Raw genomic sequence first — 11,987 nt, forward strand, 5'->3', positions numbered from 1 at the left:
TGCCGCGCGGCGGCGGCAGTGGAGCGGTGGGATCGCGTGGGGCGCCGGTCAGGAGCCGAGGACGACCGCTTCGGTGATGCTCGCCCAGTCGTTCTGCGGGTTCTGCCAGAAGGAGATCTTCACGTACCTGGCGTCACGCGGGCCGTTCGTGAACAGCCTCTGCTCAAGCCCGGTCGTCGTGCCCGAGCTCCGGCCCTCCCACGCCTTGGTGTAGGTCATGTTGTCCAGCGAGGTGTAGACGGTGTAGTCGTTCCACCGTTCGTCGCCCAGGTGCCAGGCGACCCGGGTGCCGCACAGGCGGCGCACCGAGCTCAGCTCCAGGAACAGCGAGGCTCCGGAGCCCTGCCCCGACCAGCGGGTGGACAGGTTCCCGTCGACGGCCTGCGCCGGCGGGTTGATCGGCTCGAAGGTGGTCGCGGACGCGGCCGCTATCGGGAGTGGGGTCGTAGCGCAGCCCGTGCCGCCACCGGCCGGGTCCACGTCCTCGTAGTCGGCCCGCTCGTCGCCCAGCCGCAGCGCGTCGTAGAACATGACCCGCTGGGTGGTGGTGGACTGTGACCGGTCCTTGTTCCAGTCCCACTTGTAGATGCCGAACTTGAAGTACGGCGAGTACGGGCCTCCCGCGTGCGTGGCGCCGGTATACGGCTGCAGGGCCACCTGCCCGTCGCGCCACACCTCCAGTACTCCCTTGTCGTCGGTGCGCCACTTGACGTGGAAGACCCAGTCGGTCCACCTGCCGGTGGCGTAGGGGCCGAGGTCGATGATGTTCCCCCGGAAGTCGATCTTCCAGCGTCCCTCATCGGTGAGCAGCGCCAGCGGCGGCGAGCCCTTCGGGCAGTTGATCTCGTCGCACTGGTGCCACTGGCTCACGATCTCGGCCGAGGGGTCGTGGACCCAGCCGGCGGGCAGGTTGACGCTGAAGCCGTACCACCGCTCGGCGTTGACGGGCTGCTTGTTGCTCTGGCTGATCTCGGCGCGCTTGCCGTTGGAGATCAGAGGGTCGTTCTTGTTGAGCTGGAACCGCGCCGCATGGGAGCCGTCCCGTACGGGGCTGGTCACGACGGTGGCACCGTGACTGCTCGCCCACTGCTTGATGAAGCCGGTCGGCGTGGTTCCCGGCATGGTCCGATCGGCGGCGTTCTCCCAGTTCAGCGTCCTGAAGACGCCCGCGGGATCGGCGTTCGCCGACTGCGTCGAGGCCCCGAGCGCCAGTGCCAGCGCCGCCGCGGTCAGCGCCGCGACTCTCTTCCAGATCATTGTCGTCAACTCCCCAGTGGCGACCCGTGCCCCCGCCACTCCAGCGCGGGCCGCGGGCTTGCCGGTATCCGTTGGGCACAGCGTTCCGGAGCGCCACGTGGCGGTCATGAGTAAGCGATGCTCATTCGGGCGCCGTTCGCCGAGAACACGCCGGACGGCGCCGGGTAAACACGACGAACCGGCAATCGTCCCGAGTGCCTCCAGGGGCGGCGTGGTGACGCGGGCGCCTGCCCTCGTTGGGATATGAACCTGTGCTGGGGCCGCTCCCCCTCCACAACGGGGGAGCTTGGAAATCGTACGGGGGATCTCTCATGTTTCGCAGGATCTGTCTCATTCTGGCCATCGCACTCGGCACACCGGTGGCCAGCAGCGACGCGAACGCCCAGGCGACCTCAGACGTACCGCGACGGCCCTGGCCGTCGGCCGAGGCCGTCATCAAGGACACGGCCGGAAAGAACGTCGGCTTTCTGAGCATCGACCACAGGCTGTACAACAAGTCCAGGCTCACCGTCACCGTCAGCGGCCTGAACGCCGGTTATCACGGCTTCCACATCCACACCAGGGGCGTCTGCGATCCCAAGGCGGTCGACCCGGTCACCGGCAGCCCCTTCTCCAGCGCGGGCGCGCACTTCACCATCCACCCGGCCACGCACGGCGAGCACTCCGGCGACCTGCCCAACCTCCTCGTCGCCGAGGACGGCACCGGCGAGACCACGGTCGTGACCGACCGCTTCCGGGTGGGCCAGCTCTTCGACTCCGACGGCAGCTCCATCGTCATCCACACGCTGCCCGACAACCACGCCAACATCCCGGACCGCTACCGCCCCGCCGATCCCGGCGACCCGGCCGGCGGCAGCGGCCCGGACGCGGAGACCCTCAAGGCGGGAGACTCCGGCGGACGCGTGGCCTGCGGCGTGATCACCAGAAACTAGGATCCGCTGCCCGCCGCGTTGTCGCCGGTCGCAGGCTCCAGCGGCTTCCAACCGTCCTCCAAGAGCGGCCGGGCAGGATTTCCCCATAGATAAGGGGAATCATCGCCATGCAGGTCATGACCGGCCGCGCGTGGGTGGCCTTCGCCGCGCTCGTACTACTGCTCACCTGAGAGCACGCCCGGTACGGCCTCCGCCCGGGGGGACGGAGGCCGTACCGGATCCGTCAGGGGCTCTCGTACGGCAGCTCGACGGTGATCGTCAGGCCGCCCTCCTCCCTGGAGCCGGCGATCACGACACCGCCGTGCGCCTCGGCGACGACCCGGACTATCGACAGTCCCAGCCCACTGCCGCGATCGGAGCGCAGCCGGTCGCCGTGGAGCCGCCGGAACGGCTCGAAGATGGTCTCTATCTCGTAGGGCGGGACGGGCAGCCCGGTGTTGGCCACCACCAGCTCCACCCGGTCGGCGCGATGCCGGGTGGACACCCACACCTGGCCGCCGCCGTGGTTGTGCCGGATCGCGTTCTCCACGAGGTTCTGCACGAGCCTTTCGACCAGCACCGGTTCACCCGCGGTCGGTGCGGGGTCCAGCAGCCTGTGTACGGTCACCTCGCGTTCCTCGGCCTCCTTGCCCGCCAGGTCGAGCACGTGCTCGACCACGTCCGTCAGGTCGAAGGGACGGCGGTCCAGGACGGCCTGCTCGCCCTCGGCGAGGGCGAGCAGGCCGTCGATCAGCCGTTCGTGGCGGGCGTTGACCAGCAGCAGGGACTCGCCGAGCCGCTTGACGTCCTCTGTCGCGTCGGGCCGCCTGACCGCCACGTCCACCAGGGTGCGGTTGATGGTGAGCGGGGTGCGCAGCTCATGGGAGGCGTTGGCGACGAACCGCCGCTGGCCGTCGAAGGAGCGGGCCAGGCGGGCCAGGATGACGTCGACGATGTCGGCGAGCTCCTTGACCTCGTCATCCGGCCCGTCGTGGGCTATCCGCCCGGTGAGGTCGTGGCTCTGGGCGACGCGCCGCGCGCTCGTGGTCACCGACCTGATGGGACGGAGCGCCCAGCCGGCGGCCCGCCAGCCGGCCGCCGTCGCGACCCCGGCCGTCGCGATGAGGGCGAGGCCGCCCACGGTGAGCACGTTCTTGATCGTGTCGGCCTGGTAGATGCGCCTGACCTGCGCGACCCGCTGCTCCGCCGCCCCGTACGAGGGATGTTCGGGCATGAGGACGAAGTTCGATACCCGGATGTAGGCGGGATGCCGCAACCCGTCGCGAGGCTCCAGACTCTGCCGTACGACCAGGGTGACCGCGACGAGCAGGAGGGCTCCGGCCAGGAGGAAGACCGCGCCGCAGGCCAGCGCGAATCTGAGGCGGACGCTCGTCCTCATCGAATCTCCTTCAGCGTGGGGCCCCCTGGCTCCGGCCATGGGGAGAAGGTCAAGGGATGCGGTACCCGACGCCCGTGACGGTCTCGATGACCGGTGGATCGCCGATCTTGCGGCGCAGCTTCATCATCGTGGTCCGCACGGTGTTGGTGAACGGGTCGGTGTGCTCGTCCCACACCTTCTCCAGGAGCGTCTCACTGGAGACCACCGCCCCGTCGGCGCGGAGCAGCTCGGCCAGCACGCCGAACTCCTTTCGGGCGAGCGGCACGTAGCGGCCGTCGCGGAACACCTGCCGGTGCGCCCGGTCCAGGCTGATGCCGGCCCGCACCAGCATCGGCGGGTCGGCGGGGCGCACCCGGCGGCCCAGCGCGTGGACGCGGGCCGTCAGCTCCTCGAAGGCGAACGGCTTGGGCAGGTAGTCGTCGGCCCCCAGGGACAGTCCCGCCACCCGGCAGCGCACGTCACCCGCCGCGGTGAGCATGATGATCCGCACCAGGCCGCCCTCGGCGACCACGGCCCTGCACACGTCGTCGCCGTGCAGGCCCGGCAGGTCCCGGTCCAGGACGAGCACGTCGTAGTCGTGGATCCGCAGCCGTTCCAGCGCCGCCTCCCCGTCGTAGGCGACGTCGACGGCGAGCGCCTCCCCGCGCAGCCCCTCCGCGATCGAGTCGGCGAGCATTCTCTCGTCCTCGACCACCAACACCCGCAAAACGTGCCTCCCCTGGCTCCGAGTCGCGCCAGCCTGCCACAGGCCGCATAACGCGGGCATAACCGGATTCGGTGACGTCAAGGTTATCGATCACTCGCTGGACTGCTCCCACCGCGCCGGGACTCCCCCGGCCCCGGAACGGGGGAACCATCCATGCTCGCCTCACCCGGCGGCGTCACGACCATGCCCACCGCGCCCGGCCGGAACGGGCCGCGCGACCGGCTCCTCGGCGGTCACCTGCCGTTCGCCGTCGCGATCGCGCTGGCGGCGGGGCTCCGCGTCCTCGTCATGCTCGGCTACGACACCGCCCAGCTCTACTGGTACGACTCCTTCACCTACCTCAACACCGCGGTCCATCTGGAGCCCTCCGGCGCGTTCCATCCGGCCGGGTACCCCTTCCTGCTCCGGCTGCTGCTGCCCTTCCACAGCGTCCAGCTCATCGCGGGCCTCCAGCACCTGATGGGCCTGGGCACGGCCCTGATGATCTATCTGGTGCTGCGCCGCCACGCACTCCCCGGCTGGGGGGCGGCCCTGGCCACCCTGCCGATCCTGTTCAACCCCGCGTTCCTGCGGCTCGAACACGCGGTGCTCTCCGACACCCAGGTCATCTTTCTCGTCACGGCCGCCCTGACGGTGCTCATGTGGCGGGAGCGCCCTTCGGCGCGGGCGGCCGCGGCCACGGGTCTGCTGCTGGCGCTGGCCGGGCTCACCCGCACGGTCGCGGTGCCGCTGCTCGGCCTGGTCCTGCTTCACCTGCTCCTGCGGCGGGCCGGCTGGAAGCGGGTGGTCGCGCTGGTCGTCGCCGGGACGCTGCCGCTCGCCGCCTACGCGGGCTGGTATCAGCAGCATCACGGGCGGTTCGCGCTCAGCGGCTCCGACGGTGTGGCGCTGTGGGCGCGCACGATGACGTTCGCCGACTGCTCGGTGATCAGACCACCGGCCCGGGAGGCGGTGCTCTGCCCGAACGGCACGGTGGTCGACGCCGCGTCCGAGTACGTCTGGGCCGCCGACGCCTCACTCAACAGGTTGCCTGGAGGGCGGTTCGCCCACAACGACCTGGCCAGGTCCTTCGCACTGCGTGCCATCGCCGCGCAGCCGCTCGACTACCTCCGTGAGGTCGCCCGCGACACCTCGCTCACCTTCGCGGCGACCCCGGTGCGCCACCCCCTGCGGATCTCCCCCGCCCTGACGTTCCCCGTCGGTTCCTGGCCGCTGCCCGCCTTCCCGCTGATCGACCAGGTACGCCGGGAGTACGACGGCGACATCCGGGGGATGTCGTCGGTCGAGCCCTACGGGAACCTCCTCGGCGCCTACTCCTACCCCGGGGTCCTGCACGGCCCGCTGCTCGGCGCGCTCCTGCTGCTGGGCGGCCTCGGAGCCGTCGGGCGGCGGCGCCCGGCCCTGCTGCCGTGGGCGGCGGCCGTCTTCCTGCTCGTCGCCCCGATCGCCGCGCTGGACTTCGACCACCGCTACGTGCTGCCGTCGATCCCGATGGCCTGCCTCGCCGCGGCCCTGGCCGCGGCGGGCCTCAGCCACCGAGCTCGTGCTTGCGTCGCAGCATGGCGGCGCGGTCGGCGCGGGCCCTGAGCAGGAACGCCACCGCGAGCATGGCCAGCGTCGCGGCGACGGCGCCCCCCGCCGCACCCGCCCAGGTCCCCCTGGTGATCGCGATCGCGGCCGTTCCCGCCGTCAGCAGGACGGTCGCGGCCACCGCCAGCCAGGCGGCGACCACCCGGTCGAGGGCGAACAGCGGCGTCCTGTGGGTCAGCGCCCAGGCTCCGTAGCCGGCCCAGGCCAGGCCGAGCGCGACCATCGCGCCGAAGGCCAGGTGGGTACGACCCGGCAGGGCGGGTTCCGTGGCCCACAGCAGACCGGTGAACAGCGCCCCGCCCAGCCCGCCGAGCAGTGCCACGACGTTGCCGATCCGGCGGCGCAGCGACAGTGGCCCGGCCAGCCTGCCGATCATGTCGTCGGGGTTCATTCTCGATATCCCTTCTCCGTGAGCCGGTCGCGCAGCATGCGCCGCGCGCGGGACAGGCGTGACTTGACGGTGCCGACGGGGACGGCGCAGATCTGCGCGCAGTCCTCCAGGGAGAGGTCGTGCAGGTAGAACAGCACGAGGATCTCCCGCTCCCTGACCGGCAGCTCCGACAGGCCCGCCAGCAGGCCGGCGCGGTCCGCGAGGGCGTCGGCCGGGTCGCCGGTCGCGCGTTCCTCCTCCGCCAGGACCTCGGGTCTGGCGTACTCCTCGCGGAGCCGGTCGGCCACCGCACGCCTGGCGATCGTGAACAGCCAGGGCGCGAACCGGCCCGGCTCCCTCAGCCGTGGCAGCCCGCGCACCACGGCCACCCAGACCTCCTGGGCCACGTCGTCGGCCTGCGCGGGCCCCAGCATGCGCCGCACGTAGTTCCAAACCGGATCGTGCCAGGCCCTCACCAGCTCGGCGAACGCCTCGCGCTCGCCGAGCCGGCACCGGACCACCAGCAGTTCGTCAGTCACCCTGCCTCCTCAACCGGAACAGTCGGGAAACGGGGGCGGGAGGTTCACGCTCCCCGGGCCCCCACCCGGCACGAGGACAGGCTCGGAGGATCTCAGAAGCCGCTGTCGACGGGGTACTTCCTGCCCGACACCAGGCGCCTCCCGTACAGCTCGGAGAGCGTGACCAGCCGGTAGCCCCTGGCGGCGAAATGGTGCAGCAGCCGCGGAACGGCCTGGACGGTGGAGGGATGGATGTCGTGCATCAGCACGATGGAGCCCGGTTTCGCCTCGGCCGCGCGGCGGGCGACGATCGAGGAGTCCCTGTCACGCCAGTCGAGCGTGTCGACATCCCACAGGATCTGGGCGAGCCCCAGGTGGCGGCTCTCCGCGGCGACCCGGGCATCGGTCGCCCCGTACGGCGGGCGCATGAGGTCCATCGTCACCCCCGTCGCGCGCTTGACGATCCACTGGGTACGGTTCAGCTGCTCTCTGATACCGGCCTCCGACAGCCCGGGCAGCTCCGGGTGGCTCCAGCTGTGGTTGCCCAGCTCGTGCCCATCGGCCACCATCCTGCGGAGGATCCGCTCGCCGTCCCCGGGCACCATCTGCCCGACGACGAAGAAGGTCGCCCTGCCCCGGTGCCTGGCGAGCATGTCGAGCAGGGCATTGGTGTAGGCCCCCGGACCGTCGTCGAAGGTCAGCGCCACGCATCTGACCCGCTCGCAGTTGATCCTGCGTGCCGGATGCGGAGCGGGGAAGTTTCCCACCGGCCAGTCCGGCCGGGCCTCGGCCCTTCTCGCGCCCGCCGTCCCCGAGGCGGTCGCTGAGGGCGCGCCGGCGGCGGGGACACCGGCGGGGACACCGGCGGGCGCGGTACGCCCCGGGGGTCCGGTCGGCCCGGCGGGCACGATGGGCACGATGGGAGCGGTCGGCTCGTTCGGCCCGATCGGCGTGGCCCGCCCGGTGGGCGCGATGGTCGCGGTAGGCGAGGGCGCGCCTGTCGTGGTGCTCGGAGAAGCGCACCCAGCCGCCGCGAGCAGCAAGGCCATCGACACCATCCGTACCCGCATGCTTCCCCCCGAAAGCAACGCGGGGACGGCGAGCGGCCCCCGGCCGTGTCCCCCGCAAGGTCATGGCCGGGTCTTCCCCCAGGATGGGACATAGACTGCCGATTGGCCCGTACCGACGCGCACTTCGACGCCACATCGAATGAGATGCGCACCCGGGGGCGACGTCTCATCTGATGAGACCAGTTAGAGCCTTAAAAGGGCTCCTTCCGGCGAACATCTCATATCGGTCAGCGATCCGGCGTCTCGCGGGGCTCGGTCACGACCATCACGAACCGCAGCGGGACCTCCCCCTCGTTGGCGTACCGGTGCGGGCGGTCGGCGCTGAACACGACCGCGTCACCCTCCTCGACGATGTGGCTCCTGCCGTACACCGAAAGGGTGAGCCGCCCTTCCAGTACGGTCAGCATCTCGCGCGTGCCCGGCGGGTGGGCGTCGCCGTCGTGGTGGTCGCCGGGGGCCAGCCGCCAGTCCCACAGCTCCAGGATGGCGGGCGCGTCGGTGCCGACCAGCAGGCGCGCGGTGCTGGAGTCACCGTGCGGGAAGGTGACCACGTCCATGCTATGGACAATCCGGACCACGGGCGTGTCGGAGACCTCCACCATCCGCGCGACGGTCACCCCGAGCGCGTCGGCGATGCGGGTGAGCGTGGTGATGCTCGGATTGGTCCTGCCCTGCTCGACCTGGACCAGCATGCCCCGGCTCACCCCGGAGCGCGCGGCGAGCTCGTCGAGGGTCATCTGCCGGTGCGCCCGCTGGGCCCGCACGTTGTTGGCGACCGCGGCGGTGATCGTCTCTGGGTCCATAAGTTCAGTCTAGTTAACTTGTTTTGCACTCCATTGCACTCCATATATTGTACTAGGAGTACATTTCATTGAACTGAGGTGACATGTGACCGCTGTGGTGCTGGCGACGGCCTGCGCGATGGTTTACGGCACCGCGGACTTCCTGGGCGGCATGGCCACCCGCCGGTCGCGGGTGCTCGCCGTGGTGGTTCTCTCCCAGACCGCGGGGCTGGCCGTGGCCGTCGCGCTGCTGCCGATCCTGCCGGGGACCCCCGCGCCCGTGACGCTGGCCTGGGGCGCGGCCTCCGGGATCTGCGGCGCGGCGGCGGTGGTGCTGTTCTACCGGGCACTGGCCACCGGCGTGATGTCGGTGGTGGCGCCGATCACCGCGACCGTCTCGGCGGTGCTGCCCGTGCTGTTCGGACTGGCCGTCGGGGAACGCCCCGAGCCGATCGCGCTGGTGGGCGTGGTCCTCGCGTTGCTGGCGGTGCTACTGGTGAGCCGCGACTCCTCCGGCGGGAAAAGCGGCAGCGGGTACGGCCCGATCCTGGCCTCACTCGCCGCGGGCGCGGGTTTCGGCGGCTTCTTCATCCTGCTCGCCCAGGCCCCGGCGGAAGGCGGCGTGTGGCCTCTGGTCGGGGCACGCCTGGCCTCGGTCACTCTCATCGTCCTGCTGACCCTGACCACCGGCCGCACCCTGCGTCCCGGGCCGGGCACGCTGCGCGTCATCATCGCGGCCGGAGCGCTCGACATGGTCGCCAACGTGCTCTTCATGCTCGCCCAGCAGCGCGGGCTGCTGAGCCTCGTCGGCGTCCTGGTCTCGCTCTACCCGGCGAGCACGCTGCTGCTGGCCCGTCAGGTGCTGGGGGAACGGCTCAACACCGTGCAGACCGTGGGCATCGGTTTCACGCTCGCCGCGGTCGCGCTGATCGCATCCGGCTGACCCGTCCGCCCTGTCAACGACTCAGGCCACCTGGGTCTGCTCGATGGATGAGCGACTCAGGCCACCTGGACACGCTCGACGGCCGAGCCCGACAGGCCCGTCCGCCCCGTCGCCACCGCGAAAAACGACTCAGGCCACCTGGGCCTGCTCGATGGCGGAGCGGAGGCCGCCCTCCTCGCGGGCGTAGTCCTCAAGCATGGTGCGGAGCTGGCGGCGACCCCGGTGGAGGCGGGACATGACCGTGCCGATGGGGGTGCCCATCCGCTCGGCGATCTCCTTGTAGGCGAAGCCCTCGACGTCGGCCAGGTAGACGGCGACCCGGAAGTCCTCGGGCAGGGCACGCAGGGCGTTCATGACCGCGCTGTCCGGCAGCTGCTCCAGCGCCTCGGTCTCGGCGGACTTGAGACCGCTGGACGTGTGGGACTCGGCGGCGGCGAGCTGCCAGTCCTCGATCTCCTCGGCGGCCGAGAGCTTGGGCGAGCGCTGCTTCTTGCGGTAGTCGTTGATGAAGTTGTTGGTCAGGATGCGGTGCAGCCACGCCTTGAGGTTGGTGCCCTCGCGGAACTGGTGGTACGAGGTGAACGCCTTGGTGACGGTCTCCTGGACCAGGTCCTCCGCATCGGCGGTGTTGCGGGTCAGGCGCATCGCGGACGCGTAGAGCTGGCTGGTGACCGGCACGACGTCACGCTCGAACCAGTCCTGGCGCTGCTCTTCCGTCATCGTGATCATTGGATCCCCCTCGTGCTTTTCCCCCCGCTACCGCCCGGCGAGACTGTGCTACACCCTTTCTGACGGCGTAGCCGATGCTCGCAGGCACCCCGTAAGGGGGCCGTTAAAAGCCCTGCGTGATCGGGAGACTGCTCGCTGACTGCGCCAACGGCGGGTACGACACGCCCTACAGCCGAACAAGTATCAATATCGTAACATCGTTCTCCGGATTCAGTCGAAGGTGTGTCTATCATCACATAACCCCAGGTAGCAATAACTTTCGGGTTAGGAAAAATGTCAACCACCACGCCCCCTGGACCCGCCACCGGGCCGGGGCCTGCGCCCGCAGAAGTTCCGAGACCCATCTCCACGTCTCCCCGCTTCCCACGCGTTGGGGACTTAATCACCACTTGGAAGACGGCCCGGCGCCCCTGGCGGTTCACCGCCCGCTCTCCCTGGCGGACACGGCTCGTACCGTGGTCGCCTCCGAGTATGTGATGCGCGGGTACCTGAAATTGATCAGTGTTTGAGAAGGCGCCGCTCGGGGGCGCGTTCCCGTCGCGAACCGGCCGCGACAGGCGGGGACCGGCACGGCTCGTCGGCCCCGCGCCGGTCCCGGCGTCGGAAGGCGGGACAGGCGTCCCGCCCCTCCCTGCCGGTCAGCCGGCCCTGGCCGGGTCGACCTCGAAGATCTTGGCGAGGTCGTCGAGGATGGCGTGCGCGCCCTGGGTGCCGACGGCGCTCATCCAGACGGTGTCGCTGACGTCGTGCTTGGCGCCCTTGAGCTTGCCCCAGAGCGGGTTGGCCTCGAACTTCTCCTTGACCGGCCCGACCGCCGGGTCCTCGTAGGCCGCGACGAAGATGTGGTCGGCGTCGAGCTGGGAGATGTTCTCCTGGCTGATCGGAACCATGATCGTGTCGGTCACGGTCGGCTGGTCCTCGGGGCGCGGGAAGCCGACGTCCTTGAGCACCAGGCCCGAGTAGGAGTTCTCCACGTACAGCCGGACCGTCGGCTCACCCGCGAAGCGGGCGACGGAGACGGTGGGCAGCTTGCCCTCCTTGGCCTTGATGGACTCACCGATCCGGCCGGCGCGGTCCTGGTACTCCTTGATCTTCTGCTCGGCGAGGTCCTCCTTGCCCAGGGCCTGGCCCACGAGCCTGAGGTTCTCCTTCCAGATGGCCCCGGTGGTCTCGCTGAACACCGTCGGCGCGATCTGCGACAGCTTGTCGTACAGCGCCTCGTGGCGGACCTTGGCCGAGACGATCAGGTCGGGCTTGAGCGCGAGGATCCGCTCCAGGCTGGGCTGCTCCAGGGTCCCGACCGAGGTGGCCTCCTTGGCGTGGCCGAGGACCGGGGTCAGGTAGTCGGGGAGCTCCCCTTCGATCCCCCGGTAACTGGTGAAACCGACGACCTCGGTCTCCAGGGTCAGCACCGCGTCGACGAAGCTCTGGTCGAGGGCCACGACCCGCTTGGGCTGGGCGGGGATCGTCGCCTCTCCCATGACGTGCTTCACGGTCCTGGGGAAGGCCGCCGTGTCGCTCGCCGCGGGGGCCGCGGACGCGCCGGAGGTCTCCACGGAGGTCTCCGGGGTGCTCGATCCGCAGGCGGCGAGACCCGCGGACAGCGCGACTCCCACCACTCCGACGGCCAGGGCGCGCAGTGCTCTCATGTTCCTGGATCTCCTCACAAAGTTTAGGCAAGCCTTATTTAGCTTAGCCATACCTAAACTGGC

At 70.3% G+C, this 11,987-nt stretch carries 12 protein-coding genes; 3 read left to right on the forward strand and 9 right to left on the reverse strand.

The window, feature by feature from the left end; translation table 11 throughout:
- Positions 1-48: 48 nt before the first annotated feature.
- Positions 49-1,257 (reverse strand): heparin lyase I family protein, encoded by a 1,209-nt coding sequence (locus ACWD3H_RS32485; RefSeq protein ID WP_451957707.1) that lies wholly within the window; start codon positions 1,255-1,257, stop codon positions 49-51.
- 311 nt (positions 1,258-1,568) lie between these two features.
- Between ACWD3H_RS32485 and ACWD3H_RS32490 the strand changes: the two genes are divergently transcribed.
- On the forward strand, positions 1,569-2,189 hold the full coding sequence (locus tag ACWD3H_RS32490) for a superoxide dismutase family protein (RefSeq protein WP_451957708.1): 621 nt from the start codon (positions 1,569-1,571) through the stop codon (positions 2,187-2,189).
- Between the two features lie 223 nt (positions 2,190-2,412).
- Here the strand turns inward: ACWD3H_RS32490 and ACWD3H_RS32495 are convergent, their stop codons facing one another.
- Positions 2,413-3,567 (reverse strand): sensor histidine kinase, encoded by a 1,155-nt coding sequence (locus ACWD3H_RS32495; protein WP_355553860.1) that lies wholly within the window; start codon positions 3,565-3,567, stop codon positions 2,413-2,415.
- Positions 3,568-3,616: 49 nt separating this feature from the next.
- Positions 3,617-4,273 carry a response regulator transcription factor gene (locus ACWD3H_RS32500; protein WP_350914853.1) on the reverse strand — a complete coding sequence of 219 codons (657 nt, stop codon included), beginning with the start codon at positions 4,271-4,273 and terminating at the stop codon, positions 3,617-3,619.
- 153 nt (positions 4,274-4,426) lie between these two features.
- On the opposite strand from ACWD3H_RS32500, the gene ACWD3H_RS32505 reads away from it, so the two are divergent.
- Entirely contained in the window at positions 4,427-5,860 is a 1,434-nt protein-coding gene (locus tag ACWD3H_RS32505; protein ID WP_451957709.1) for a hypothetical protein, read from the forward strand.
- Here ACWD3H_RS32505 and ACWD3H_RS32510 read toward each other — a convergent pair.
- The 4 genes from ACWD3H_RS32510 to ACWD3H_RS32525 form a co-directional block, all read right to left on the reverse strand.
- Positions 5,802-6,254 (reverse strand): hypothetical protein, encoded by a 453-nt coding sequence (locus tag ACWD3H_RS32510; protein ID WP_451957710.1) that lies wholly within the window; start codon positions 6,252-6,254, stop codon positions 5,802-5,804. The genes ACWD3H_RS32505 and ACWD3H_RS32510 overlap by 59 nt on opposite strands.
- Entirely contained in the window at positions 6,251-6,772 is a 522-nt protein-coding gene (locus tag ACWD3H_RS32515) for an RNA polymerase sigma factor (protein WP_355553870.1), read from the reverse strand. Before ACWD3H_RS32515 ends, ACWD3H_RS32510 begins: the two co-directional genes overlap by 4 nt.
- 92 nt (positions 6,773-6,864) lie before the next feature.
- A complete protein-coding gene (locus ACWD3H_RS32520; protein ID WP_451957711.1) occupies positions 6,865-7,800 on the reverse strand; it encodes a polysaccharide deacetylase family protein in 936 nt (311 codons plus the stop codon).
- A 248-nt stretch (positions 7,801-8,048) separates the two neighbouring features.
- Positions 8,049-8,624: a helix-turn-helix domain-containing protein gene (locus ACWD3H_RS32525; RefSeq protein WP_451957712.1), complete on the reverse strand. Its 576-nt coding sequence runs from the start codon at positions 8,622-8,624 to the stop codon at positions 8,049-8,051.
- A gap of 85 nt (positions 8,625-8,709) precedes the next feature.
- Between ACWD3H_RS32525 and ACWD3H_RS32530 the strand changes: the two genes are divergently transcribed.
- On the forward strand, positions 8,710-9,546 hold the full coding sequence (locus ACWD3H_RS32530; protein ID WP_355553879.1) for an EamA family transporter: 837 nt from the start codon (positions 8,710-8,712) through the stop codon (positions 9,544-9,546).
- Between the two features lie 129 nt (positions 9,547-9,675).
- On the opposite strand, the gene ACWD3H_RS32535 is transcribed toward ACWD3H_RS32530, so the two are convergent.
- The gene (locus ACWD3H_RS32535) at positions 9,676-10,275 is read right to left on the reverse strand and encodes a sigma-70 family RNA polymerase sigma factor (protein WP_355553882.1); all 600 of its coding nucleotides are present in this window, start codon (positions 10,273-10,275) and stop codon (positions 9,676-9,678) included.
- Positions 10,276-10,913: 638 nt separating this feature from the next.
- Positions 10,914-11,924 (reverse strand): ABC transporter substrate-binding protein, encoded by a 1,011-nt coding sequence (locus tag ACWD3H_RS32540; RefSeq protein WP_451957713.1) that lies wholly within the window; start codon positions 11,922-11,924, stop codon positions 10,914-10,916.
- Between the last annotated feature and the right edge of the window lie 63 nt (positions 11,925-11,987).

It is taken from the genome of Streptosporangium sp. NPDC002607 (genome assembly GCF_053592655.1).

What these genes read in the sequence shown, in the direction of transcription:
- ACWD3H_RS32485 (WP_451957707.1), bottom strand. Translation starts at nt 1,257, where the DNA reads ATGATCTGGAAGAGAGTCGCGGCGCTGACCGCGGCGGCGCTGGCACTG.
- ACWD3H_RS32490 (WP_451957708.1), top strand. Translation starts at nt 1,569, where the DNA reads ATGTTTCGCAGGATCTGTCTCATTCTGGCCATCGCACTCGGCACACCG.
- ACWD3H_RS32495 (WP_355553860.1), bottom strand. Translation starts at nt 3,567, where the DNA reads ATGAGGACGAGCGTCCGCCTCAGATTCGCGCTGGCCTGCGGCGCGGTC.
- ACWD3H_RS32505 (WP_451957709.1), top strand. Translation starts at nt 4,427, where the DNA reads ATGCTCGCCTCACCCGGCGGCGTCACGACCATGCCCACCGCGCCCGGC.
- ACWD3H_RS32510 (WP_451957710.1), bottom strand. Translation starts at nt 6,254, where the DNA reads ATGAACCCCGACGACATGATCGGCAGGCTGGCCGGGCCACTGTCGCTG.
- ACWD3H_RS32520 (WP_451957711.1), bottom strand. Translation starts at nt 7,800, where the DNA reads ATGGCCTTGCTGCTCGCGGCGGCTGGGTGCGCTTCTCCGAGCACCACG.
- ACWD3H_RS32525 (WP_451957712.1), bottom strand. Translation starts at nt 8,624, where the DNA reads ATGGACCCAGAGACGATCACCGCCGCGGTCGCCAACAACGTGCGGGCC.
- ACWD3H_RS32535 (WP_355553882.1), bottom strand. Translation starts at nt 10,275, where the DNA reads ATGATCACGATGACGGAAGAGCAGCGCCAGGACTGGTTCGAGCGTGAC.
- ACWD3H_RS32540 (WP_451957713.1), bottom strand. Translation starts at nt 11,924, where the DNA reads ATGAGAGCACTGCGCGCCCTGGCCGTCGGAGTGGTGGGAGTCGCGCTG.